The following is a 26021-nucleotide window of genomic DNA, read 5'->3' as shown; positions in this document are numbered from 1 at the left end:
CTAACCGGCAGACCCCGACACCCGGAGCCTCCACGGCCACCGGGCACCCGGCCCTGCCCACACCCACCCTGACCAGGCTCTATTTACGCGTCAGAGACGCCCTCTCCTCCCCGAGCTGCACCGCGCCCCAAACTCACGAGCGGCGGATTCAGTCCGTTCAGGCAAAGTTGACGATCCAACAGCCCAAAATGAACGTTTCCGCAGGTCAGAGACCTGCACAGGTGGGGCGGGTGGGACTCGAACCCACGGCCGACGGATTATGAGTCCTTTGGGGATCTTGGCGGTCCTTGCTCTTCTTCGCTCATTCATGGCGTTTTCGCAGGTCAGATAGGTCGGCCTCTGCCGATGCTTCGGAACCCTTGTCAGTCTGTTCCTGTCCTTGCGGCCCCAACGCGGCCTCAATGAGTCCTCCAAGGGACCAGACCGAAGGCGTGGGGACGATCTCGCCAGCTCGGAAAAGGGTCTCGAACTCGCCCGCAGCGGATTGCGCTTCCAACGCGCAGAGGCTCCGCCCCCGTTACTCGGGGGCAGAGCCTCTATGGCCTTCGACGCAGGCCAGGACATCTACGGACAGGATACCGACCGGCGACGGACTGCACCGGGGCAGTTGCGTGGCCCTGCTCAATACGGGGACCAATCCCCGCGAGCACGATGGGAAGGAGCCGGCCCGGAGCTGCTCCTCCGGACCGGCTTCCGGGGTGCACCCCAGTGCACGGATGCATCAGCCGATGGCGGGCACCGGCTCGCGGGCCGGTTCGGGAACCGCCTTCGGAGCAAGTTCGGAAACCTCGGGCACGGGGACGAAGGGAATCTCGCCGCGCAGGACGGCCTTGGCCCGGTCCTCGTCGAGCTGGCCCTCCCAACGGGCCACCGCCAGGGTCGCAACGCCGTTACCGACGAGGCTGGTCAGGGCGCGGGCCTCGGACATGAACCGGTCGATGCCGAAGATCAGCGCGAGGGCGGCGACGGGGACGTGCGGGATGGCGCTGAGGGTGGCGGCCAGCGCGATGAACCCGGAACCGGTGACGCCCGCGGCTCCCTTGGAGGTGAGCAGCATGACGGCCAGCATGGACAGCTGCTGTGTGAGGCTGAGATCGATGCCGAGCGCCTGGGCCAGGAAGACCGAGCCCATCGTCAGGTAGATCGCGGTGCCGTCAAGGTTGAAGGAGTACCCGGCGGGGAGTGTGATGCCGACAACTGGCTTCGAGGCGCCCACGTGCTGGAGCTTGGCCATCATGCGCGGCAGGACCGGCTCGGTGGACGAGGTTCCCAGGACGATCAGCAGTTCCTCCTTGATGTAGCGCAGGAAGGGCAGCATGCGCAGGCCGTTGAGGCGCATGACCGTCCCGAGGACGACCAGGACGAAGAAGAGGGCAGTGAGCCAGAAGGAGCCGACCAACAGGAACAGGTGGCGCAGGGTGTCCAGGCCGTAGTTGCCGATGGTGAAGGCCATGGAGCCGAAGGCGCCGATGGGGGCAAGCCGCATGATCCAGCGGATGAGCGTGAAGAGCACCGTGGAGAACTTCTCGACGCCGCTCGCGATGCTCCGCCCGGCCCCGCCGCTGGCGTGCAGGCCGAAGCCGAACAGGACCGAGATAAGCAGCACGGGCAGGATCTCGTTGCCGGTCAGGGCGCTCACCAGGGTGGCCGGGATCATGGCGAGGAGGAAGTCGGCGAAGCCCTCGTGCTCGGTCGCGGCCGGCGGCAGGCCGTTGGTGGAGAGCGAGGAGATGTCGACGTGCAGTCCGCTGCCGGGCTTGACGATGTTGACTACGACGAGGCCGATCACCATGGCGACGGTGGTCAGGACCTCGAAGTAGATCAATGCCTTGAGGCTGACCCGGCCGACCGCGCGCAGGTTGTCCATGGAGGCGATGCCGTGGACGACCGTGCAGAAGATGATCGGCGCGATCATCATCTTGACGAGCGCGATGAACCCGTCCCCCAGGGGTTTGAGGTCGGCGCCGAAGGCGGGCCACAGCCAGCCCACGGCGGCACCGGCGATGACGCCGATCAGGCACTGGAGGTAGAGGTGGGAGAGCAGCCGGCGGATGCGGCTCGGTGGTGCGGTGACGGTACCCGGGGCGGCGTCGTTGCGGCTCATGCGGGGCGTCCTTCCAGGACGGGAACGAGGAGTTCGGCTCGGGCGATGCGCCGGGCGGCGCGGTGCAGCAGCACCGTGGGGGACGCGCCGTCCGGTGCGGGGACGGCTTGGGTGGTGATCACGCCGGCGGGGGTGCCCAGGCGCAGCGTGCCGTCGGCGGTCTGCCGGGCGACGCGGTGGGCCAGCGTGCCGGGGGTGGCGGCGGCGGTGGCCAGGGCGACGGCCGAGGTGAGGCCGATCGCCGGGTGGGGCGCGTGCATGGAGACCATGCGGACGGCCAGGTCGTACTCGTCCTGAGTGGTCAGAGTGCCATGCGTGGTCCGGTATGAGGTAGGACGGGCGACAATGCCGACCTTCGGAACCGCGTGGCTGACCGGATCGCTCTCCTCGGCCAGGCCCATCGCGAGGGCCGCCTGGCGGCGCAGCACGGTGAGCGCGGGGACCGCGGCGGCGAACTCGGTGAGGGACTCGGTGCCGTCGAGGCCGAAGACCTTGGCCTCGAAGAGCGCGGCGGGCGCGCCGGCGTCGACCAGGGTCGCCTCAACGGGGCCTTCGGGGCCGGTCAGGGTGTCCACGGCATGACCGGTGGGCAGGGCGCGGCCGGTGGTGGAGCCCGCCGGGTCCTGGAACCCGAGCAGCACCGGCACACCGAGGGCGCTGGTGCCGGGGACGACGGCCCTGCCCTCGTCGGGGGCGCTGCGGCCGGGGGTGGGGATGGTGCCGGTGAGGCGGGCGCCGGTGTTGACGTTGAGCATGCGGACGGTGGTGCTGTCCGAGGTGATCGGTACGAGGCCGCGGTGGACGGCGTAGAGGGCGACGGCGGTGGCGCAGTTGCCGCAGTTGCTGGCCCACTCCACGCGCTCGTCGCCGATGCCGACCTGGGCGAAGGCGTACTCGATGTCGACGTCGGACTCGGCCGAGGCCTGGACGACGGCGGCCTTGGAGGTGGTGGAGGAGGCCCCGCCGACGCCGTCGATCTGGCGGGGGTCGGCGGCGTTGAACGCCGCGAGCAGCAGGGTGTCGACGTCCACGCCGGTCGCCACCACGTCCTGGTGGTCGAAGATCCAGCACTTGCTGGTTCCTCCGCGGATCATCTCGCCCTGCAGACGCAACACAACGGACTCCTCAAGGGACTCGTGGGAGAGGGAACTCCTGCACGGCGACAGCCCATCGGCGGCTTCTCCGTGCGTGGTGAGGTCTACGGTGAGTTACGGCAGCGTGAAGTACAATCTCGAAAATCTGCATGGGTATTAAGTTGACGTAAATGCTGGAGGTGGAGCCGTGCTCGACGTGCGGCGCATCCTGCTCTTCACGGAGGTCGCCCGACGCGGCTCCGTCACCGCGACCGCGCGCGCCATGAATTACACCCCGTCAGCGGTATCGCAGCAGATCAGCCGCCTGGAGGCGGAGGCGGGCCAGCCTTTGTTGGAGCGTCACGCGCGGGGTGTCACGCTCACTGACGCGGGCCGTGCGCTGGCCGAGCGCGGGGAGCGGATCGAGCGCGAGCTGAAGGCCGCCGGAAACGAGCTCGCGGACTTCGCGGGACTGCGCGCGGGCACCCTGCGTATCGGCACCTTCCCCACCGTCGGCGCCTCGCTGCTGCCGCAGGCCGTCATCGCGTTTCGGGAGGCGCATCCCGACGTACAGCTGACGGTGCGCAGCGCGCGGATCGCGGGTCTGTGGTCGATGCTGGAGAACCGCGAGATCGAGCTCTCCCTGATGTGGGACTACGACTGGTGCCGCATCGACCGCGACGACGCCGCCGTCACCCCGCTCCTCGACGACCCGCCGGCCCTTCTCGTCAGCGACCGCCATCCGCTCGCCGACCGCGACTCGGCGGCGCTCGCCGATCTCGCGGGCGACCCGTGGATCACGCGCGCCGAGTCCCATCCGGTGGCCGAGGCCCTCGACCGCAGCTGTCGCGCCGCGGGCTTCGAGCCCCAGATCGCCTACGAGGCCCACGACTACCAGGAGGCCCAGGCCATGGTGGCCGCCGGTATCGGCGTAGCCCTGGCCCCCACCCTGGCGCTGGAAGGCATCCGCCCCGGCGTCAGCGTCCTGCCCCTGCGACCGCCCGCGCCGGTCCGCCGCATCCTGCTGGTGCGCATGGCCGACCACGCGCTCACGCCAGCCGCACAGGCCTTCACAGGGTTGCTCCGCAGGAGCGCCGCGACCCGAACCGTTGGGATTTGATCCGCCTCAGACGGCCTCGGCCGTGGTCGCAAGGCCGTGCCCGAGCCCGGCATACGGCGCCACATCGCCCCGGGATCCCGCGGTCGTGATCGGCAACCGCGCCGCAAGAAGATCCGGCGGAACAGGCCGGACGTGCTGCTGACCACACCGGAATCGCTGGAAGCGATGCTCGTCAGCACCAGTGTCGATCACCGGGCGTTCTTCGCCGGACTGTAGGCCCTCGTCGTCGACGAGGTCCACGCCTTTGCAGGGGACGACCGGGGATGGCACCTGCTGGCCGTACTCGAACGACTGCAGCGGATCGTTGGACGGCCGGTACAACACATCGGGCTTTCCGCGACGGTGGGCAACCCGGAGCAGCTGCTCACCTGGCTGCAGGGCTCAGGAAGCGGACACCGCACGGCGCAGGTCGTAGCCCCGCACCTGCGCGAGAAATCCCCTGCGCTGCCACCACCCGGCGACATCCAGGTCGACTATGTGGGCTCCCTGGAGAACGCGGCCACTGTGATCGCAGCCCAGTGACTTGGGCATCGATCACGAGAGGCCAACAAGCCGACAACGTGGACCAGCCCCAGTAGGTCAGGCTCGCACGTCTCGCTGCTGGACTTCCTTGAGTACTCCGGCCACCGTTGCGAAGTCGTTGTCCACGTGGAGGACGGTGTGCCCATGGTGGACAGCGGTCGCACACACCAACAGGTCGATCGCTCCTGCTGCGCGATGTTGGCCACGCTGGGTCAGTTTGTATTGGGCGGTGTCGACCCAACGCCAGGCATTCTTCGGAACGGGAGAGAGCAGGCAGAGTGCGTCCAACTCCTCCGCCAGCTCGTCCCGGCGGGACGGGCTGGTCGCCGAGTAGAGAAATTCGGCGCGAGTCGGCTCGCAGAGGTGGAACACCCCGGCGGCGATGTGTCCCTCCCAGGGGGGCAATGCTCCGGGGGTGCGGAACAGGTGCCACAGGGCGGAGGCGTCGAGCAGGTATGTGATCACTCAAAGGCCTCGCGTCGGGCACGCTTGCCTGCGTCATGCGCCGCCGCGGCCTGCTCGAACTCGCCACGCGCACCACGCGCGGCCAGCTTCTCTGCAGCATCGAGGCGCTTGATCCGTGCCACGTAGTCCCGCAGGGCCGTGTTGACCGTCTCCTTCTTCGTCGTGACACCCATCAGCCGCATGGCCTCGGCGAGTGCCTCGTCATCGAGATCAATCTGCGTGACGGACATCGAGCACCTCCAGCATCCATGATGTATGCCATCAAGATACATCACCAACATTGGAGCGCGCCAATCACTCAGAACCGCCCGCCGGAGGTGGCGGGGGTGACGCTCGCCGCACTGGCGAGTTCCCGGCCCCCCTTAGACCTCTCCAGCGTCAACCGCTCCGCATCGCCGAACAACGCCGAGCGCCCGGCACCCTGGCCGAGGCCATGGGCGAACAGGCCGACCCCAACCGCCGGACATGACAGCGCGTGCAGGCCGCCGGGCGAGTGGTCAAGAACGTGGCGGCAACACTGGGCCGTTGACCCGGGCACAGGCTCGCATGCGGCGGTGTCGCGGCAGCAGCTGCGTTCTTGGAGAACGCGGCCCCCACCAACCGGAGCGACGCACACCGGCCGCGCCACAGGCCAAGCATGACACCGGGGCGACGGACGCGCGTGACACCCGGTGCAGTGGCGACGACCGGACCACTCGACGGCCAGCAGAGGACCGCCGCCGAAGCACTGCGCCCGGATCACGTTCAACAGGCGCCACACCTCGTACCGCGGTCGCGAAGCTGATGTGTGGCGTACACGCGACACCTGAGATTAATCCAGGAATGGTGCGACATATCCGTTTTTGGAAATTCGGCGGTCTCGGTTTCGGCCTCAACGTCACGAAACCATGATCAAGCAGGGCCGCCAAACCCCCTCAACTCACCTGACCCACCAGCGAAGTTGCTGGTCAGATCGATTCTGCACGCGTAGTGCGTGGTGGGGCGGGTGGGACTCGAACCCACGGCCGACGGATTATGAGTCCTTTGGCGATCTCGGCGGTGCTTGTCGATCTACGCTCATCCGTGACTCACAGCTCCTTCGCATGCGTGTCCTGGTACGCCGCCCTCCCTCCGAAGACGTTCAAGCCGACGTGCCCATCCGTGTACGTCCTGTCCGTCAGGTCGATGATCCGGATGCCGTCGAGGAACACCTGGATGCGGTCGCCCTCGGTGAGGATGCGGACGGGGTAGGTCGTGCCGCGGCGGACCAGGGCCGGGACGCGGGCGAGGGCGGCGCCGTCGTCGAAGTAGCCGTTGGCCTTGGCGACCAGGCGGATCACGCGCAGGTCGGGGTCGATGTTGAGGCAGTAGGCATCGGTGCCGTCGGAGGAGGCGCGCCAGAGGAGGGAGAGGGCACCGCCCGTGTCCGGGTCGGGGCCGCCGAGCCGGACCAGGGTGGTGAGGTCCAGGTCCGTCGCCGTGCGGGCCGAGACCGCGTTGGAGTCCTTGTCGAAGCTTCCGGCGCGGCCCGCGCTGTCCGTCGACCAGCGGCCGGCGGGGGTGATCGTCAACTTGTCGAGGTCCGAGCGGAATTCACCGCCGGTCGGGGCGGCCACCAGCGGCTTCACCCGATCCACCAGGCGGAAGGTGCTGTCGAGCCTGTGCACCTTGAGAGACTCGATGTGTGCGGTGCCGCCCTTGGCGTAGAAGGCCATGCCGTCGGCGTCCGGGCCGGGGAAGATCAGGCTGGTCACGGCGGCCTGTCCGTCCGCGCCGAATGCCTCGACCGACGACGAGTCGACGTACACGCGCAGGGTCACGCGGCCGTCGGTCGTCTTCATCGGCGCGGTCGTGCGGCCCGCGAAGTACTGCGTGAAGTCGCTCAGGCCCGATGCCGAGCGGTCCACGAACAACTCCTGCGCCTCGGCGTCGTATCCGACTGTCGTGTGCTGGTCGTCGTCGGTCCGGAGCCGGACTCCGATCTCCTTGGCGGTGCCAAGGGTGATCTCGGCCTCGATCTCGTAGGCGATGCTCCGGACTCCCGCGAGCGGGTTCGCGGAGTCGGGGCCGACGGCGAGGTCCTTGCGGGTCGTGGTGGACGTGCGCAGCGTGACCAGCTCCGGGACCGGGCGCTGCGCCAGGCGTACGCCGTCGGCGGTGTCCGTGAGCGTCAGTTCGCGCGGGGTACTCAGTTGGCCGTTCCAGCCGCTGGTCGGGGCGCTGAAGGGGTAGTCCCAGTTGCTCATCCAGCCGAGCCAGACGCGGCGGTCGTCGGGCAGGCCGTAGAAGGACATGGCGGCGTAGTAGTCGCGGCCGGAGTCGGCGCGCAGGACCGTGCCGGCCTTCTGGTCGGGAGTGAAACCGGTGCCGTTCCAGTCGCCCGTGAAGTACTGGGCGGCCGAGCCGTTCGTGGCGCGTACGGCGCCGGTGCTCAGGGTGAGGACCCACTTCGCCTTGTCCTTGTCGCCGTCGACCGGCAGCGGGAAGAAGTCGGGGCACTCCCAGACGCCGGGCGTGGCCCAGTCGCCGTAGCCGAAGGAGCTGACCTGGGTCCAGGTGAGGAGGTCGGTGGAGGTGAAGAAGCGGATGTGGTCGCCGCCGGAGACGACCATCAGCCACTGGTCGTGGGCCTCGTCGCGGATGACCTTCGGGTCGCGGAAGGTCCAGCCGGCGTCGGGGCCTCCCGGGTTCTGAACGGCCGGACTCGAGCCGCCGTGCCACTGCCACGAGCGGCCCTTGTCCTTGCTGTAGGCGATGCGCACGCTGGCATTTCCGCCCGGCTTGTCCGGGTGGTAGCTGGTGTAGTAGGTGATCAGGCCCGAGCCGCCGTCGAAGAGGCCGGAGGTGTCGTCCGAGTCCACAACCGCCGAGCCCGACCAGCAGTTGCCGTAGGCGTTCCAGGGCAGGGCGATCGGCAGGGCCTGCCAGTGGACGAGGTCGGTGCTGACCGCGTGCGCCCAGCGGCCCTGGTCCTGGTGGAAGAGGTGGTATTCGCCGTCGTAGTGGACCAGGCCGTTGGGGTCGCTGGTGGAGCCGGTGAGCTGGGAGTAGTGGTACGTGGGGCGGTAAGGCTCGGTGAAGTAGTCGGCGGTGCTGTGGACTTCGACGTTCTGGAAGTACGACGTTCCGTGCGCGGCCGTGGTGCCGACGGTGGCGCCCGTGGTGCGGGACACGCGGGTTTTCAGCGCCCGTACGCCGTCCACGTATACCTCGATCGTCCTGCCCGTCCCTCGGGCCTCGACACGGTAGGTACCGCCGGACGCGATGCGCCGGACCGGGCCGGAAGCGGAGGCGAGGCGGGTGCCGGAGGAGCGGTCCAGCAGGACGACGGCGTTGCGGCCGGCTTCCAGGCGGGCTTCGTAGCCGCCGGAGCCGTTCGCGGACGCGCGCAGGACGAGGCCGGCCGAGGAAGAGGGGCCGCCGGGTGTGATGTCGCCTCTCGCCACCAGGTCGCCGTCGGTGAAGGGGGCCGTGCGCAGGCCGTTCTCGCCGCGGATGCCGCGCAGGTCGGGGGTCCAGGTGCCGGAGCGGGCCGTCCAGCCCTGGAGGCTGGTGGCGAGGTCGGCGGCGGCGATGTTCTCGAAGGACACCGCTCCGGCCGATGCCGTGACGGCGAGTCGGCCCTTCGTGTGGGTGGAGTCCTGGGCGGTGATGACGGGGCTGTAGCCGTCGGGAGAGAGGAAGTTGGTCTGCCAGTGCACGCGCAGTTCGTCGTGCTCGGCTTCGACGCGCAGGCGGTACACCGTGTCGGCCTTGATAATGGTCGCGTAGGTGCCGAGGGTGACGTTGCCGTCGATGCGGTAGAGCCTCAACCTGCCCTGGTCCGCGTCGACTTGGACGCCATAGCCGTGCGTGGCCGTGGCGTCGGTGCGCACGAGCAGTGAGGCGATGGCGGAAGCGTCGTGCAGGAGCAGGTCGGCCTGGAGCGCGGTGTCGTACGTCTTGGTCGTGGTGATGGCGCGGGCGGTGGCTCCCTGGGTTGGGGCGGAGCGCCAGCCCAGCGGACTCGCTGTCCAGGTGCCGCCGCTCGTGGTCCAGCCGGTGAGGTTGGTGGTGACTGAGGAGAGGGAGGGCGGGCCGAAGGTGACGGTGCCGCCCTGGGCGAGCAGGCCCACCGAGCCGGTGTCGTGGCGGTGGTCCTCGGTGTGGAGGAGCCGCTTGCCGTCGACATGCACCGTCAGCTCGGGTCCGTCGACTGCCACTTCGAGGTCGTAGGGCTTTCCGGCCTGCGCGCCCGGAAGTGGAGCGGTGGCGAGTGTGTCGCCGCCGGTCAGGTCGTAGAGCCGTATGCGGGCGCGGCCGGGGTCGAGGGCGACCGCGTATCCGGTCGAGCCGTCCAGGGCTGCCCGGAACACCAACGCGCCTACGGAGGAAGCGGATTGGGGCATGACGCGGGCCGCGTACATGCCCTTGGCCGCGAGTTGCTGCTCGGACAGGGCGAGGGCGGGCCCGCGACGGCCGGCGGTCGCCTTCTGGCCGCCGTCGGAGGTGCGGGTCCAGGTGCCGGTGACGGGGATGGGGTCGGGAATCGGGGTGGCGGCGGGGGTCGCTCCGGCGGCGCTCGGGGCGGCGGCCTGTGCTGCGGGGAGGATGCCTCCGAGAGGCAGCAGGGTGGCGGCGGCTCCTCCGGCGAGCAGGAGGGTACGGCGGGACACGCTCATGGCGGCTCCTGAGGAGAACAGGGGAGGGTGGGCCACGGCCCGGGGGGACGTCCACCCCGCGGGGCCGTGGTCGTGTGTAAGACCGTCACGGCCACAGCGGCCGGGGTCCGTCGGTGAAGGCCGACGCCATCTGCCAGGCGTCGAACCGCTCCAGGGCCACGTCGCCGTCGGCACCGATACCGCCGCCGACGGCCTCGTCCGGGCGGGTGGGGTAGATGCGGGCAGTGAGGGCACGCCCGTTGGCGAAGACCTCCAGTGCAGAGTGGTCGACGAGGACGCGCAGGTCGACCCGGCCGTCGGGGGCCAATGGCAGTTCGCCGTACAGGGGTTCGGTGTCGACCGTCGGGTCGACACTGCTGGTCTCGCGCTGTAGGCGGAGCGTGCCCGCTCCGTCGTGCGACCGGCTCACCTCCACGACCGTGCGTTCCGCGCCGTCCGGTGTCTCACGGAGCACGAGCCGGGCGGTCGCTCCGGGGGCGAGGCGCAGGGTCGTCTCGATGTCCAGCTGGTCCCCGCGCACGGCGGGCAGCGGGGTGTACGGGTCGGCCAGCCGGCCTGGAACCACCTCTACGCGCTCCCGCCGCAGCTCGGTCAGCTCCGGCACCGGGGCCTGGTGCAGGCCGCCGTCGGTGGCGAGCGTGACGGCCCTCGGCAGGGACATCACGCCGCACCAGCCGGCCTGCGCGTTCGCCTCGTCAGTCCGGCCCTCCTGGAGCCAGCCGAACATGATGCGGCGGCCGTGCTCGTCACGGGTGGACTGGGGGGCGTAGAAGTAGCGGCCGCCGTAGTCGAGGCGGTGGAGGGCGGTCGGGGTGAAGGTGTCGCCCTGGTAGCGGCCGGTCCAGTACAGGGGGTGGTGGGTGGTGCCCTCATCCCAGGCGGAGAAGACCAGCACGTCGGCGCCGTCGAGGCCGAAGAGGTCGACGCACTCCCACATCGTGCCCGTCCAGTCGAGCTCGCCTCGGTTCTGCGAGGCGTCACCCGTCAGCAGCGGGCCGACGTAGCGCCAGCTGCGCAGGTCGTCGGATTCGTACAGGAAGGCCGTTCCGCCGACGCCCCGGATTCCCGAGCCCACCAGCTGCCGCCACACCGTGTTCTCGCCGGAGCCCTCCCGCCAGACGCAGTGGTCGCGGAAGGCCGTGACGTCGATGCCTTCGGGCGGGGCGGTGATGACCGGGTTGGCCTGGTCCTTGGTCCAGTACCGCAGGTCGGCCGATCCCCTGGCCACGCAGGGGAGTTCATGCTCGCTTTGCCTGCCCGAGTAGACGAGCGTGGGCACTCCCCCGTCGTCCACCAGGACACCGGACCAACAGCCGTCGCGGTCCGGGCCGTCCGAGCCTGGCACCAGGGCGACTGGCTCATCGGCCCAGTGCACGAGGTCGGTACTGGTGGCGTGGCCCCAGTGGATGCGGTGGTGGGCGGCGGCGAGCGGGTTGTACTGGTAGAAGAGGTGGTAGACGCCGTTCCAGTGACTCAGCCCGTTGGGGTCGTTGAGCCAGCCGCCGGGCGAGGTGAAGTGGAAGCGGGGGCGGTGGGGGTCGCGCAGGGCGCGTTCGGCCAGCCCCTCGGCGACGGGAGTGCCGGAGGGGAGGGTGAGGTCGTGGGTCATGCGGCGGTGGCCTCCGCTTTCTCGGTGTCGTCGGTGGCCTCGCCATCCGGCCGGTCCGTGGCTTTCAGGACGCGGCGGGCGATGTCGGAGGCGGGTGCGCGCAGGTGGCAGCGCACCCAGTGGGGCTGGCCGTCGTCTTCGCCGACGATGTGGCGGACGGGCTCGGTGCGGCTGCACGTGCCGTCGTCGCCGTAGGGGCAGGACGTGGGATTGAGGATCGCCTCGCGGAGCCTGGCGCGCTCGACGGGGTCGTAGCTGCCGGCCCGTTCGGGGTCGGGTACGGCGGACAGCAGCAGGCTGGTGTAGGGGTGGGCGGGGGCGTCCATGACGGCCAGTGCGTCGCCGCCCTCGACGAGTTCGCCGGCGAACATGACCATCGTGGTGTCCGCGAGGTAGCGGGCGGAGCCCAGGTCGTGCGTGATGTAGAGCATGGCGATGTTCCGCTCGTCGCGCAGGCGCCGCATCAGGTTGAGCACGCCGACGCGCACGGAGACGTCCAGCATCGACGTCGGTTCGTCGGCCAGGATGAGGCGCGGCTCCACCGCCAACGCGCGCGCGATGGAGACGCGCTGACGCTGGCCGCCGGAGAGTTCGTGCGGGTAGGACTGGAGCATGTCCTCGGTCAGGCCGACCGTTCTTATCAGCTCGCGCAGCGCCTCTGGTGTGGCGGAGTGGCCGTGCAGGACGAGGGCTCGGGTGAGGAAGTGCTCGATGCGGTGGACAGGGTTGAGTGAGCCGAAGGGGTCCTGGAAGACCATCTGGACCTTGCGGCGGTACGCCCGTGACGCGCGGCGCCGCTCGGTGCGCAGGATGTCCTGGCCGTCGAGCAGTACCTGTCCGGCGGAGGGCTGTTCGAGGCGGGCGAGGCAGCGGGCGATGGTGGACTTGCCGCTGCCGGACTCGCCGACCAGGGCGGTGATCCGGCCGGCAGGCAGGTCGAAGGACACGTCGTTGACGGCTCGGACGCGGCGCCGGGAGAAGACGGTGCCGACCTGGAAGTCCTTGGTCAGACCGCGTACGGACAGCAGGGGCTGGGTCATCGCGGGGCTCCCTGGGCACTCTGGGCCACCCACCGGCCGGGGGCGATCTCGCGTAGGTCGGGGATGTTCATGGAGCAGTCCGAGCGGTCCTCGGGACAGCGGACGTGGAAGCCGCAGCTGTCGGCGGTGCGCGGGGCGTCGAAGAGGCCGGTGAGCTCTTGGCGCGGGCCGGTCAGCGGCGGGAAGGCGTTCATCAGCGCCTCGGTGTAGGGGTGGAGCGGCCCCGCGAACAGGTCCTTGGCGTTGGCGAGTTCGACGATCCGTCCGCCGTACATCACGCCCATGCGGTCCGACAGCTCGATCATCAGGGACATGTCGTGGGTGATGAAGAGGATGGAGAAGCCCAGCTCCCGCTGGAGGTCGCGGATCTGCGCCATGATCTCCTGCTGCACGACCACGTCGAGCGCGGTGGTCGGCTCGTCCATGATCAGCAGCCGGGGGTGGAGTGCGACGGCCATGGCGATGACGACGCGCTGGCGCATGCCGCCGGAGAGCTGGTGCGGGTACGCCTTCAGCCTTCCCGGGTCGATGCCGACCAGCTGAAGCAGCTCGCCGGCCCGCTCCCGCGCTGCCCGCTTCTTCATCTTCTCGTGGGTGGTGAAGATGTCGCCGATCTGCTCGCCGATGGTCAGGACGGGGTTGAGCGAGTTCATCGCCGACTGGAAGACCATGGCGATCTCCCTCCAGCGGAAGGCGCGCAGCTCCCGTGCGTTCAGGGCGAGGACGTCCCTGCCCTGGAAGCGGATACTGCCCGCGGTGATTTCCGCCGGGGGCTTGAGCAGTCGCATCACCGCGTTGGCGATGGTCGATTTGCCGCAGCCGGATTCTCCGGCGAGGCCGAAGATCTCTCCGGCGCCGATGGAGAAGGAGACGTCGTCGGCGCCTACGACGGTGCGTCCGTCGCTGCGGTATTCGACGCGCAGGCCGTTCACCTCAAGTACGGGTTCCATGGCTCAGCCCCTCCTCTCACGGCGGGCAGGGCGGCTGCGCAGCCTGGGGTTGGTGATCTCGTCGACCGCGTAGTTGACCAGCGAGAGCGCGAAGGCGACCAGCGCGATGCACAGTCCGGAGGGGACGAAGGCCCACCATGTGCCGGTCATCAGCGCGCCGTCGTTGCTCGCCCAGTACAGGTTGGTGCCCCAGCTGACGACGCTGCTGTCGCCGAGGCCGAGGAACTCCAGGCCGGCCTGGGCGCCGATGCCGAAGATCACGCAGCCGAGCAGCGTGGTCATCACCACGGACGCCATGTTGGGGAGGATCTCGCGGAACATGATCCGCAGTGGGCGCTCGCCGGTGACGACGGCGGCGGCCACGAAGTCCTTGCCGCGGATCGACTTGGCCTGAGCTCGCAGGACTCGGGCCGAGCCCGCCCAGCCGGTGACGACGAGGACCAGGATCACGGTGGAGGTTCCGGGCGGCAGGAACGCGGCCAGGATGATGAGCAGCGGGAGGCCGGGCAGCAGCAGGAAGATGTTGGTGACCAGGGTCAGCGCGTCGTCCACGATGCGGCCGAAGTACGCGGACGCGAGGCCGACGACGATGGCGACCGCGGTCGCCACGAGGCCCACGGTGAACCCGACGAAGAGGGAGCTGCGCGCGCCCCACAGGGTGAGGGCGAGCACGTCCTGTCCCTTGGCGGTCGTACCGAGCCAGTGTGCGGCCGAGGGTGCCTGGCTGCCCGTGGAGTTGATGAGCGACGGGTCGCCCGGCGCGAGGACGGGCGCGAGCAGAGCAAGGAGCGCGAAGAGGACGAGCAGCGTCAGCCCGGCCAGCGCCTTCTTGCTGTCGATGAGCTGGCGCAGCAGTCCGCGCCGGCGGGACGGGCGCGCGGGGGTGGTCGGCGTGGTGGCCGTCGCGAATTCGATGGCGGTCATGTCGGCAACCTCCTCAGCGGACGCGGACGCGCGGGTCGAGGCGGACGTAGACGAGGTCGACGAGGAAGTTCGCGAGCAGCACCGCGGCCGTGATCGTCAGGAAGATGCCCTGCATCAGCGGGTAGTCCAGGCCCTGGACGGCCATCAGCAGCTGGTAGCCGATGCCGGGGTAGGCGAACACGACCTCGGTGAGCAGGGCGCCGCCTACGACGAAGCCGAGTGCCATGCCGAAGTTGGTGACGGAGGGCAGCAGGGCGTTGCGGGCGGCGTAGCGGAACATGATCCGCGATGGGCTGAGCCCCTTCGCCTCGGCCATGGTGATGTAGTCCTCGGCCGCTGTGGCGATCATGGTGTTGCGCATGCCGAGCATCCAGCCGCCGATGGAGACCAGCACGATGGTCAGCGCCGGCAACACCAGGTGGGTGGCGACGTTGGAGAGGAACTCGCCGTTGAAGCCGGGGGTCAGTCCGACGTCGTAGGCGTGCCGCATGGGGAACCAGCCCAGGCTCACCCCGAACAGGTACAGCGCGCCCATGGCCAGCCAGAAGTAGGGGAACGAGCCGACGAAGATCAGCAGGGGCGGGAAGACGGAGTCGAGGACGCCGCCGCGCCGCCAGGCGGCGACGATGCCGAGCAGGTTGCCGAGCACGGCGGCGATGACGAGCGCGACACCACCGAGGAGCAGGGTCCAGCCGATCTGCGAGCCGATCACGTCGGAGACCGGGGTGGGGAAGCGGGAGATGGAGATGCCGAGGTCGCCGGTGAAGACGCTTTTGACGTAGGAGACGTACTGCTCCCAGAGGGGACGGTTGTCGAGGCCGAAGAGTTTCCGCAACTGGGCTATCTGGTCGGGCTGCATGGTGCCCTGGGCCTGCGCGAACATCCGGGAGACCGGGTCACCCGGCATGAAGCGCGGGAGAACGAAGTTCAGGGTGATGGAGGCCCAGAAGGCGAGCAGATAGAACCCCAGGTTGCGCAGGATCAGACGCACGGGTCGTGCTCCCTGTCGGTGGGGGTGAACGTGTGGCTCGGTGCGCGGGGGCGGCCGTCCGGGGAGGAGGCGGCCGCCGGTCCGCGGGCGGCGTCAGCTCTTGACGGGCTTCAGCGACGTGAGCACGAGGATCGTGCTGGCGTTGCGGTTGCCGAGGGTGGCGTACGGGTTCTCTTCGGTGGGCCAGCCGGTGAAGCGGGCGTCCGTGTACGCGCCCCACTCGGGGCCGGTGAACAGCGGGACGACGGGCGCGTCCTTGTTGTACAGCTCCTGCAGGCCGTTCATCTGCTCGGCTTGCGTCTTCTCGTCCGCGGCGGCGGCGAAGGCGTCGATGAGCTTGTCGGCCTTCTTGTCGCCGAAGCGGTGGTAGTCCTCGGTGGCCTGCTTGCCGACCGGCTGGAGCATCTTGGTCGACATCACGCCGCGGAAGTACTCGTACGGGGTGGCGCCGTTGTTGCTCCACACGATGCCGGTGTCGAAGGTGCCGGTGTTGTACGAGGACGAGACCGCCGACCAGTCGGGCGTCTTCACGGTGGCGGTGATGCCGACCTTCGCCAGGTCCTGCTTGATGATGTTGGCGACCGAGATCCAGTCGGAGGAAGCGGAGCCGACGGAGATGTCGAGCGTGAAGTTCTTGCCGTTCTTCAGCTTCCGCTTGCCGCCGCTCTCCTTGTAGCCGGCCGCATCCAGGGCCTTGGCCGCCGCGTCGGTGTCGTACTTCGTCCAGGTGCAGGAGGCGGCCAGTGACGTGTCGCGCCACTTGTCGTACGTGCGGGCAAGGCCCGTGCAGTCGGCGGGTTCGGCGTAGCCGTTCATGGCGACCTTGGTGATCTGGTCGCGGTCGACGGCCATGCTGAGGGCCTTGCGTACGGCCGGGTCGTTGAAGGGGGCCTTGGTGGTGTTCAGCTGCCAGTTGATCATGGCGCCGGTGGCCGGGAACCAGTAGTGGTTGTGCTTCTTGTCCTTGGCGACGAAGGACTTCTCGATGTCCGGGATGAACGACTGCGTCCAGTCCACCTCGCCGTTGGTGAAGGCGAGGTTGGCGCTGTCGTTGCCGGAGAAGGCGAGCATCTGGATACCGGCGATCTGCTGCTTGGCCGGCTGCCAGTAGTCGGGGTTCTTGCGCAGCTCGTACGACTGGCTCTGGAACTTCTCGATCTTGGTGTACGGGCCGGTGCCGACCGGGTTCGGGTTGGTGAACTTCGCCGGGTCCTTCACCTTGGACCAGATGTGCTTCGGCAGGATGTAGTGGGCGCCGATCTCGTAGAAGGCGGTCGAGGAGGGCTTGTTGAAGGAGAACTTCACCGTGTGGGCGTCGACCGCGGTGACCTTGTCCAGGTAGTCGAAGCCGCCGAGTACCTTCTTCTGGAGCTGGAAGGTGTAGACGACGTCGTCGACGGTGAGCGCCTGGCCGTCCGACCACTTCACGCCGTCGCGCAGCGTGAAGGTGAGGGACTTGCCGTCCTTGGCCTGCTCCCACTTGGTGGCCAGCCACGGCGTGTCCTTGGCGTCCGACATGCTGTGCACGACCAGCGGCTCGTAGACCGACTGCAGGGTCATGGGGGCGGCCTGCGGAGAGAGCGGGTTGAAGTTGCGCGTGAACGTCGCCAGGTCCTCACGCGGGATGGTGAGCAGCTGGTTGCCGGAGGTGTCACCGGCGCCGGAGGCGCCCGAGCCACCCGTACAGGCAGAAAGGACCAGGGCTGCGGCGGCGGTCGCGGTGACCGCTCTCAGGACGGGCCGAAGCCGCCGTGGGGCGATGGAGGGTGCCATAATGGAGACTCTTTTCCTCTCTTCAACACACAGGACGAAGACGGGATGGGATTCCTCGGCGGACTGATTCGCAGTCAGACCGACGAGCGTTCGAGCAGCGGGCAGTCGATCGTCACCCGGTAGGTGTCGAGCGGCTGCCCCGCTGCGAGAGCGGCGAGCATGTCGACGCCCTTGGTGCCCATGGCCTCGAAGGGCAGGGCGAGCGTCGTCAGCTTCGGCCGCAGATAGGCGGCGATGAGTTCCTGGTTGTCGAACCCCACCACGGCCACGTCGTGCGGGATGCGCAGCCCACGTTCCTTGATCGCGTCGTACGCGCCCATCGCCATCCGGTCGTTGCCGCAGAACAGCGCGGTCGGCCGGGCGGCGGCCGGGCGGTCCAGCAGTTCGCAGGCGGCGGTGTAGGCGCCGTCGGCGGTGGCCCAGCCGGGGATGACGAGGGCAGGGTCGGGGGTGATCCCGGCCTCGCGCAGGGCACGTTCGTATCCTTCGCGCCTGCCGATGGCGGCCGGGATCGCCGGGTCGAGGTTGATGAACCCGATGCGGGTGTGACCGGCGTCCAGGAGCCGGCGGGTCGCCTTGTATCCGCCCGACTCCTCGTCGGGCAGGATGCATGGCAACTCACCTTCCGCGTCATAGCAGTTGACGAGAACGGTCGGCACCTCGCGGGCGGCCTTCGGCAGGCTGACGGACCGGTGCCAGGTCGTGGCGTACAGGAGCCCTTCCACGCGGTGCTCCAGCATCTGGTCGAGCGCGGCGGCCTCCTGGGCGGGGTCGCCCTCGCTCGCGGCGATCAGCAGGAACCTCCGGTCGCCCCAGGCGCGGCTCTGCGCGCCCCTGATCACCTCGCCGGCGAAGGGGCCGGTCACAATCTCGGTGATCAGACCGAACCATCCGCTGCGGTTCGCGGCCAGCGCCCGCGCCCCGGCGTTGGGCCGGTAGCCGAGCTCGTCGATCGCCTCCAGGATCCGCCGACGGGTCTCATCGGGGATGGCGGCACCGGGCTTGTCGTTGAGGACGAAGGAGACCGTGGTCCGCGAGACGCCCGCGTGGCGGGCCACGTCGCTCATGGTCACGCGACGCGCCTTGTTCGTGGCCACTTCCAGTTCCCTTCGGCCGGACGGAGGCGAGACATCACCTCCGGTTTCGCGCTTTAATAACGCGCGTTACTTCCGTGTGGCACGGAAGTTACGTCCGTCTTGAGTGGCATGTCAATACCTATGCACGGGCTGCATCAGGCCACCGGCCCAGCGCCCTTCGCCGGTACCGATGCAGGACGCCCCGCACCGGCCGGACCCCTGCGCCGGGCACGGCAGCCGCACACCCTTGATAAGACCGACCCAACACACCCAGCCAACGCCGGCTGCCCAACCCAACCCGATCCCCGCGGCCTCAACACGGCCCACGCAACTCGTCGGACAACGCCTCCCGGGCACTCCGCCGATACCTCCGGCCTCAGGATGGCCTCAATGCATGACTCTGCCGCAGCAGAGCCCGACCGAACACGTCTCACCGGCTGCACGTCCGCACGCGTCCGTGCAGGTCAGAAGGGCATCAGCCGACGCAGACGAACCTGGCGCCAAACTCGCGAGCAGCGGATTCAGTCCGTTGAGCCACCGTTGACGTTCCAACACCTCACAAGGAACGTTTCCGCAGGTCAAAGACCTGCACAGGTGGGGCGGGTGGGACTCGAACCCACGGCCGACGGATTATGAGTCCGCTGCTCTGCTTACGACGAGATTCGCTTCCCCAACGCTCCCCGGTCGCCGACAGCCGGTGGCCCACAACAGGACCCAGAAGCCCCGCCGGGGACATCCCGGCGGGGCTTCGTCGTCTCACGGAGCCCCCATCGGCATCAGCCGGCGGGGGTGTCATGCCCCGCAGCTGCTCGACATGGTGGCCGACGACTCCTGATCGATCGGGTCCGGGCCGCTCGCCCCGTCGCGCACGTTGCCGATGAAATGGGCATCAGCGATCGGTAAGACGTCCCCCAGCACGACCGGATACAGTGCGCCGGCAGTCTGGATACTTGAGGAGGGGAAGCGTGACCGCTACCAGCGAGGCCCGATCCGCGGACGGTGCAGCGCATGCGACCCAGCAGAGCCGCCTGCGCCGCCTGATGCGCTACATCCCTTTGATCGCCCCCGTCCTGCTGTGGACCGTGCCCTGCTGGCTGCTGCTGCACGCCGGCCAGCACTGGCCGCTCCCCGTGGCGCTGGGCGGCACCGCCCTGTTCGTCCTCGGTCTGATCGCTATGCCGCTCGCGATGATGCGCGGCCATGGCCGGCGGCAGCAGGACTGGGCGGCGATCGTCGGGGACACCCTGCTGGGCACCAGCTGGGTCCTGTTCACCTGGTCCGTTCTGCTCGGCGTCCTGCTGCGGCTCGCCCTGACCGTGAGTGGCGTCGGCGACGGCCAGGACCGGGCCCGGATCGTCACCTGGGCGGTCCTCGGCGCAGCCGCCGTGCTGCTCGCCTGGGGGTACGCCGAGGCTCGCCGGGTGCCACGGGTGCGCCGCCTCGACGTGCAACTTCCGCGCCTGGGGGCCGGGTTGGACGGCACGCGCGTCGTCCTCATCACCGACACCCACTACGGCCCGCTCGACCGTGCCCGCTGGTCAGCGCGGGTCTGCGAGACGGTGAACACTCTGCAGGCCGACCTGGTCTGCCACACCGGAGACATCGCGGACGGCACGGCCGAACGCCGCCGCGCCCAGGCCGCCCCACTCGGCACCGTACGAGCCACCCGTGCCCGGGTCTACGTCACCGGCAACCACGAGTACTACAGCGAGGCCCAGGGCTGGGTCGACCTCATGGACGAGCTGGGCTGGGAGCCTCTGCGCAACCGCCATCTGCTGCTCGAACGCGGTGGCGACACCCTCGTGGTCGCCGGCGTGGACGACGTCACCGCCGAATCCTCCGGCCTCGCCGGCCACCGCGCCCACCTCGCCGGAGCCCTGCACGGCGCCGACCCCGACCACCCCGTCCTGCTCCTGGCCCACCAGCCCAAGTTCGTCGACCGGGCCGCAGCAGGCGGCGTCGACCTCCAACTCTCCGGCCACACCCACGGCGGCCAGATCTGGCCCTTCCACCACCTGGTCCGCATCGACCAGCCCGCCCTCGCCGGCCTCAGCCGCCACGGCACCCGCACCCTCCTCTACACCAGCCGCGGCACCGGCTTCTGGGGCCCGCCGTTCCGCGTCTTCGCCCCCAGCGAGATCACCCTGCTCATACTCCGCTCCCCACAGCGGCCCCACTCGCCGTAGCGCTGGACGGGCCAGCAGCTCCGCCTGGAGATGCTGCCCCTCGGCAGCCTCGCTCCGCTCACGCGACGGAGATCGTGGCGGACGACCGGGTCTCGGAAGTGACCATGTCCCATATCGCACAGTCTCCAGCGGCCTCGATGCGTGTCTTGAGATCATCCAGCTGACCGACGATGCAACGGGCATAGGTGGACAGAAGGACCGGGACGCCGTTGGCCGCCCAGTCCGTGACTTGCGCCGGCGGCACACCATCATTGAGCCAGTTCGTCAGGCAGGTGTGCCGCAGGTCGTACACCCGTTTGCCGAGCCGGTGAAGCAAAGTCCTCGGGGCGAAATACCTGCTGCCGCGCAGTCCGCCAGGCCCGCCGGATGACGAAGCAACGGATCTAGTACTCCAGCCGGACTTTGACGTTTTCCCTGTTCAGGGGCGGTTTGGGTGAGTGTAGTGGGCTGGTCGCGAGCCACTGGGCGGGCACGGCGGCCTCACTTTGGCCGAGGTCCTTGGTGGCGGTGAGCAAGGTGACCTTGCCGTGGGCGGCGAGATCACACAGGTGCTGCACGGCTGGCCGGTGATCGGCGTCCTGCAGTTCGCCGATGTAGCGATCCCGGAACTCCGCGAAGCGCTCCTGGTCGTGGTGGTGCCAGTGGCGCAGGTCCGCCGACGGCGCCACGTCGCGGAGCCATTCGTCCAGGTGGGCCCGTTCTTTGCGCGTTCCGCGGGGCCACCGGCGGTCCACGAGCACTCGCTTGCCGTTCCGCGACCAGGTGTCCTCATAGATCCTCTGACAACTGGGAACGCCGCGTGGGCGGGGCCGCCGGCTGCGGTCCCACCCACGCGGTGCTGTCCCAGGTGACCTCCCGGGGTGTGACGTCAGCGCAGGCCGAAGGCCCGGGTGATCGTCTGCGAGACGGTGTTGCCCGCGCTGTCCCGGGCGCCGACCCGGAGGGTGACGAAGTCGGCGGACCGCGGCGCGCGCAGGTTCGTCCGCCATCCGTCGTCGCACCGGCTCAGGTCGGTCCGCTGCCAGGTCGCACCGTCGTCGTACGACACCTCGACGGTCGGCTTCCCGATGGTGGCGGTGGTGCCCGGCAGGTGCGAGGCGGTCACCGTCAGGCCGGCGTGCCGGTCGGCACGGCCGGACTTGTCGGTGTCCACGCCGTAGTCGAGCTGGATGAGCGGCAGGGACACCGCCGCATCGCTGCCGGTGACCGCGGAGGTGAAGTCCCACTCGGTCAGCGTGTGCGTCGAGTACGGGTCGGCCCAGGTGCCGCGGTCGTTGTCGAGGACCAGCCGGTAGGGCAGGCGCTCGGCGCCGAGGCCGGGAACCTGCAGGTACTCGGCGTTGCCCCAGTCGAGCTGCTGGTCGCCCTGGTAGAGCGACATCCAGTCCTTGACGTCGAAGTTCGCGCCGGCCTCGCCGACGTGGCCGGACCCCGAGTCACCCCAGCCGGGCGCGGTGATGTACATCGTGTCGAGGTAGCGCACCGGCTGGTAGTTGATCGGGCCCATGCGGGGCCGCTGGATCGGGCCGAACCAGCTGACCTTGCCGGTCTTGCGCGCCGGGTAGTTCAGCGGGTCGATCGAGTGCTGCCCGGTCTCGCCCTGGATGAAGGCGTCGTCAAGCCACGTGGTGCCGGCGGTGACCCAGTCGGTGCGCTCGCCCTGGGCGGGCGCGGTGAGCTGGTTGCCGACGGCCCAGCCGCGCCAGACGTCCGGACGGAACTCCATCGCCTTGCCCTGCCGGTAGTTCCGGAAGGAGACGTTCACCCGGCCGAGGTCCTTGGACTCCTCACGCCAGGTCGGGTCCGCCGGAACGGCGCCCGTCCAGTGGTGCACGACGTCGTAGACGTAGTCGGTCGTGGGGTGCGAGGTGACCTTCAGCGAGACCGCGCCGTGCCGAAGTTGGCCGAGCAGGTCGGCGCCCTGGTCGGCGTTGAGCGTCGCCACCGTCACTGGGGCCGGGCTCTGCGGGCTCCAGGGGTTCTCGTCCCAGGGCTGCAGGCGGCCGACGCCGTCGTTGACGACCAGCAGCAGCCGGGCGCCGGCGGCCGCGGCGGCCTCCGCCTGGGCCTTGATCCCTTCCGTGCCGGCGCCGCGCACCACGACGGCCTTGCCGCGCACGTTCTGCCGCGCGAGCTCCTCGGCCGTGCCGTCACCGGCGAAGACCGCCGTCAGGTTCCGGGTACCGGCGGGCAGCGGCGTGGCCGCGCGCTTGACCAGCGGGTCGTTGAAGGTCGTCGACTTCGTGCTCACGGTCAGCGCGGGCTGCTCGAGGCGGAAGCGGGCGCCGGTCTCGAACTCGCCGTCGGTGACCTTCTTGCCGGTCGGGAGCGCCCAGATGCTGTCGTACGACGGGTCCGGCAGCATCGACGTCTCCACCAGGCTGTCGGTGAAGGACCGGTGGGCGTCCAGGCGCGGCGCGACGGCGGTGGTCTGCTGCGGCACGCGCGCCAGGATCCGGCGTGCCTTGCGGCCGTCCAGGGTGACGGTACGGTCCTGGTCCAGCTTCACGTCGTTGAAGGCGAGCAGCACCATGCCGCGCGAGTGCGGGCCTTCGGCGCCCTGCACGTCACCGGTGAGCCAGCCGCTGTAGCTGCCGACGGGCAGCCGCGCCGTGCCGGTGCCGGACGCGTCGAGGTCCATCACCGTGAAGAGGTGCTCGGCGGTCAGGACGACCCGGCCCTCCAGCGGCTTGCCCGAACGGTCCTTGGCGACCACGGTCAGATTCTGCCGCTGGCCCTCTCGGGCCGCGCCGATCAGGGTCCGGGCGCGGACCGCTCCGCTGCCGTCCGTACCGGTGATCATGGCGCTGACCGACTGGTCCCCGCCCAGCTTGTCCAGATCCGCCGTCAGGGTGACCGTGGCGGTGCCGTGGGCGGGCACGGTGACGTGGTCGGCGGAGAGGCTGAACAACCCGGCCGGGACGGTGCCGTTGACCGCCAGGTTGAGGTTGGCCGGGGCGTCGCCGACGTTGGTGTACGTCACCGTCTGGACGTCGGTCTGCCCCGGCTTCGGGGGCCACGTGTGGAAGCCGGAGTAGGCGGTCGTGGTGGCGAAGACCGTGGTGTGCACGGCCGCCAGCGCGTCGAGCCGGCCGGCGCCCGCCTGGTACGGGGTGTACGCCGGGGTTGCCTTGGCGCTGCTGACCAGCGCCTCCTTGAGCTGGGTGCCCGTCCAGTCGGGGTGCTCTGAGGCGAGGAGCGCGGCGGCACCGGCGACGTGCGGCGTCGCCATCGACGTGCCGCTCATCGTGGTGTAGTAGCCGGAGCCGCGCTTGTAGTGCGAGCGCGCCGCGACGATGTCGACGCCGGGCGCGGTGATCTCCGGTTTCAGCCCGCCGTCGCCGTCACGCGGGCCCTGGCTGGAGAAGTCGGCGAGCGTGTCGGTGGAGTCGACGGCGCCGACGGTCAGCGCGGAGTCTGCGGCACCGGGGCTGCTGATGGAGTGCGGGCCGCCGTTGCCCGCCGCGATCACGAACAACGCGCCCGTGTCGTGGCTGAGTTCGTCGACGGCCTGGCTCATCGGGTCGGTCTTGTCACCGCTGCCGCCCAGGCTCATGCTGATGATCCTGGCCTTCTGGTCGCGGGCGGCCCACTCCATGCCCGCGATGATCCAGGATTCCTGGCCGCTGCCCTCGGAGTTGAGCACCTTGCCGACGGCCAGCCGGGCGCCGGAGGCGACACCCCGCTCCTTGCCGTCGGAGGCACTGCCCGTGCCGACGATGGTCGAGGCGACGTGCGTGCCGTGGCCGTTGTAGTCGGCGATGTCGTCCTCGCCGGGGACGAAGCTGGCGCTGTCGGACACCTGCCCGACCAGGTCCGGGTGTTCGGTGTCCGCGCCGCTGTCGAGCATCGCGACCTTCACGCCCTGGCCGGTGTCGCCCTCCGCCCATACCTTCTGCGCGCCGATCTGGGCGGTGGAGTCGGCCAGGTCGGCCTTCACCTTGCCGTCGAGCCACACGTTGGCGACGCCGCCCGCGAAGGACGGCTTCGCGGACCGGGCCGCCGCGCCGGAACCCCCGGTGAGCGAGGACCAGAACTCCGGTGCCTGCTTGTGGTTCTGCGCGAGGGCCGCGCCCTGGATGCTGTCCAGGCGCCGGACGTCGGTCGAGCCGGCCATCTTCGTCCGGGTGCGGGCCTTGGCGGCGGCTCCGGTGTAGCGCACGATCAGCGGCAGCCGGGAGCTGTGCGCGTCGTCATAGCCCTCGGTGATCAGCCGCGTCACGTTGAAGAGCTGCTTGTCGAGTTCGCCGGCGCTCACGTACGGCAGGGCGGCGTCGGGGTAGACATAGGTGGCGCCGTCCACGACAGCGCGGTGGAAGCCGGTGGTGGCTCCGCTCGCGGCCTGGAAGGAGCGCACGACGGTGCCGTCGGCGGCGGTCCCGATGGTGACCTTGTCACCCGTGATCAGGGTGACGGTGTGCGTGCGGGCATCGCCGGGGGTTTGGTGTCCGGCGTCGTTGTGCGACACCTCACCGGCGGAGTACGCGGACACAGCGGCAGTCGCCGGTATGACGCCGAGTGTGAGCGCGGCCGCCACGGCGAGGGCGATCGGCCCGGGCCGGGGGATGGGAACCTTGGGCAAGGAAGACTCCTGAGACGCGGCGAAGAGCGAAAGATCACTGGATCCTCCGGCCTCCCCCGCCGTCGTTCAAGGGGTCGCACATGTCGCTCTTGCGCCATGGCACAGTTACGCCGCGAGCAGACGGGGTCGTCGGCCACCGCGCGTCCGGGAGGGACGGCGGCGGACCGCCTCATGAATTCGGTGTGCCGAGGGACGGAGCAACGGGCCTGTGGGGCATCCCGGTCGGCGGCTTGGCGCATGCCCTCCGCCGGGGCGGACGCCGGGTGCGGCGGGCCCGCGCTCTCACCTCATCGATGGGTGATGGGCCTTCCCGCGAGGGGCCGACAGCCCCACAGCCGGTACCCACTCGCCGTCACTCAGCGCGTGCCCTCGCCCACCCGCACTGGTTGCGTCAACTGCGGATCCCCTGGATGTCCGCGACGACGTCCACGACGCCTTCCTGACCCTCGGCTGCGCGCTCATACGCTGACCGTGCCCTTTCGTCGGCGAGTAGTGAGAGATCCTCGCCTGGCCAGAGGGCATCTTCCCGCATTTCGTCGACGGTCCCAGAGCTCGTAACACGATCTTGTCGATGTGGTCGTGGCATCGCGCTCTGCCGTCAGGCTTCGAGGTCTCGGGCGCTCCGCCCACACCGGTCCGTCACTGTGGTGACTGAACGGGGTGCCGTGTGACTCGGTCGGCGCGGGCGGGCGGGTCAGAGCTCGCCCGGTGCGCCGAGGCCGGTCAGTGCGCCGACCGGGTCGAGGTCGGGGGTGCCCCGGGGCCACCAGTCCTCGTGGCCTGGTTCCGATTCGTAGGCGTACCAGAGGCCGTCGTGGCCCAGGCGGAGCTGGGCGTGGCCGCGGGGGTGGGTGAGGTGGTTGCGCCAGGGGCGGAAGGCGGGGAGGTCGGCGGAGAGGAGGAGGGGGCGGGCGCGGTCGAAGCGGCCCGCGGGCGGGTCCCAGGGTTCTTCGAGGACGGTCAGCC

Annotated in this window: 17 protein-coding genes and 2 pseudogenes; 3 read left to right on the top strand and 16 right to left on the bottom strand. The window is 69.7% G+C overall.

Translation table 11 applies throughout. The annotated features are described in order from the left end of the window. Positions 1-721 precede the first annotated feature (721 nt). Entirely contained in the window at positions 722-2104 is a 1383-nt protein-coding gene (gene dctA, locus ABZ656_RS41795; protein WP_360275582.1) for a C4-dicarboxylate transporter DctA, read from the bottom strand. Next, positions 2101-3219 (bottom strand): PrpF domain-containing protein, encoded by a 1119-nt coding sequence (locus tag ABZ656_RS41790; RefSeq protein WP_360275579.1) that lies wholly within the window; start codon positions 3217-3219, stop codon positions 2101-2103. Before ABZ656_RS41790 ends, dctA begins: the two co-directional genes overlap by 4 nt. A 166-nt stretch (positions 3220-3385) precedes the next feature. On the opposite strand from ABZ656_RS41790, the gene ABZ656_RS41785 reads away from it, so the two are divergent. Continuing rightward, on the top strand, positions 3386-4297 hold the full coding sequence (locus ABZ656_RS41785) for a LysR substrate-binding domain-containing protein (protein ID WP_360275576.1): 912 nt from the start codon (positions 3386-3388) through the stop codon (positions 4295-4297). A 99-nt stretch (positions 4298-4396) separates the two neighbouring features. Then, positions 4397-4813, top strand: a pseudogene (locus ABZ656_RS41780) (DEAD/DEAH box helicase); the annotation flags it as partial. 63 nt (positions 4814-4876) lie between these two features. Here ABZ656_RS41780 and ABZ656_RS41775 read toward each other — a convergent pair. From ABZ656_RS41775 to ABZ656_RS41730, 10 genes are all read right to left on the bottom strand, one after another. Beyond that, positions 4877-5284 carry a PIN domain nuclease gene (locus ABZ656_RS41775; RefSeq protein ID WP_360275573.1) on the bottom strand — a complete coding sequence of 136 codons (408 nt, stop codon included), beginning with the start codon at positions 5282-5284 and terminating at the stop codon, positions 4877-4879. Then, positions 5281-5514 (bottom strand): type II toxin-antitoxin system VapB family antitoxin, encoded by a 234-nt coding sequence (locus ABZ656_RS41770; protein WP_360275570.1) that lies wholly within the window; start codon positions 5512-5514, stop codon positions 5281-5283. Before ABZ656_RS41770 ends, ABZ656_RS41775 begins: the two co-directional genes overlap by 4 nt. 837 nt (positions 5515-6351) lie before the next feature. Continuing rightward, entirely contained in the window at positions 6352-9924 is a 3573-nt protein-coding gene (locus tag ABZ656_RS41765; RefSeq protein WP_360275567.1) for a glycoside hydrolase family 32 protein, read from the bottom strand. An 85-nt stretch (positions 9925-10009) separates the two neighbouring features. Next, positions 10010-11533: a glycoside hydrolase family 32 protein gene (locus tag ABZ656_RS41760; RefSeq protein ID WP_360275564.1), complete on the bottom strand. Its 1524-nt coding sequence runs from the start codon at positions 11531-11533 to the stop codon at positions 10010-10012. Then, the gene (locus ABZ656_RS41755; RefSeq protein ID WP_360275561.1) at positions 11530-12573 is read right to left on the bottom strand and encodes an ATP-binding cassette domain-containing protein; all 1044 of its coding nucleotides are present in this window, start codon (positions 12571-12573) and stop codon (positions 11530-11532) included. Before ABZ656_RS41755 ends, ABZ656_RS41760 begins: the two co-directional genes overlap by 4 nt. Further along, a complete protein-coding gene (locus ABZ656_RS41750; RefSeq protein WP_360275558.1) occupies positions 12570-13523 on the bottom strand; it encodes an ABC transporter ATP-binding protein in 954 nt (317 codons plus the stop codon). The genes ABZ656_RS41755 and ABZ656_RS41750 overlap by 4 nt, the downstream gene beginning before the upstream one ends. Positions 13524-13526: 3 nt before the next feature. Beyond that, complete coding sequence (locus ABZ656_RS41745) at positions 13527-14447, bottom strand: ABC transporter permease (RefSeq protein WP_360275555.1); 921 nt, start codon at positions 14445-14447, stop codon at positions 13527-13529. A gap of 13 nt (positions 14448-14460) precedes the next feature. After that, on the bottom strand, positions 14461-15438 hold the full coding sequence (locus tag ABZ656_RS41740; protein WP_360275552.1) for an ABC transporter permease: 978 nt from the start codon (positions 15436-15438) through the stop codon (positions 14461-14463). 93 nt (positions 15439-15531) lie between these two features. After that, positions 15532-17211, bottom strand: coding sequence for an ABC transporter substrate-binding protein (locus tag ABZ656_RS41735; protein WP_360275549.1), 1680 nt, complete (start codon positions 17209-17211; stop codon positions 15532-15534). 74 nt (positions 17212-17285) lie between these two features. Beyond that, a complete protein-coding gene (locus ABZ656_RS41730; protein ID WP_360275546.1) occupies positions 17286-18308 on the bottom strand; it encodes a LacI family DNA-binding transcriptional regulator in 1023 nt (340 codons plus the stop codon). Positions 18309-19252: 944 nt separating this feature from the next. Here ABZ656_RS41730 and ABZ656_RS41725 point away from each other — a divergent pair. Beyond that, entirely contained in the window at positions 19253-20473 is a 1221-nt protein-coding gene (locus ABZ656_RS41725; protein WP_360275543.1) for a metallophosphoesterase, read from the top strand. A 58-nt stretch (positions 20474-20531) separates the two neighbouring features. On the opposite strand, the gene ABZ656_RS41720 is transcribed toward ABZ656_RS41725, so the two are convergent. The 4 genes and pseudogenes from ABZ656_RS41720 to ABZ656_RS41705 all read right to left on the bottom strand — a co-directional run. Then, a complete protein-coding gene (locus tag ABZ656_RS41720) occupies positions 20532-20765 on the bottom strand; it encodes a hypothetical protein (protein WP_360275540.1) in 234 nt (77 codons plus the stop codon). 91 nt (positions 20766-20856) lie between these two features. Next, on the bottom strand, positions 20857-21249 hold the full coding sequence (locus ABZ656_RS41715) for a DUF488 family protein (RefSeq protein WP_360275585.1): 393 nt from the start codon (positions 21247-21249) through the stop codon (positions 20857-20859). A 92-nt stretch (positions 21250-21341) separates the two neighbouring features. Continuing rightward, the gene (locus ABZ656_RS41710; RefSeq protein WP_360275537.1) at positions 21342-25055 is read right to left on the bottom strand and encodes a S8 family serine peptidase; all 3714 of its coding nucleotides are present in this window, start codon (positions 25053-25055) and stop codon (positions 21342-21344) included. Positions 25056-25749: 694 nt separating this feature from the next. Then, positions 25750-26021 (bottom strand): annotated as a pseudogene (locus ABZ656_RS41705) (hypothetical protein); the annotation flags it as partial.

The organism is Streptomyces sp. NPDC007095, assembly GCF_040634475.1.
Taxonomy (GTDB): Bacteria; Actinomycetota; Actinomycetes; order Streptomycetales; family Streptomycetaceae; genus Streptomyces.
The sequence above is the reverse complement of the archived record's forward strand: the minus strand, read 5'-3'. Positions and strand labels throughout refer to the sequence as shown.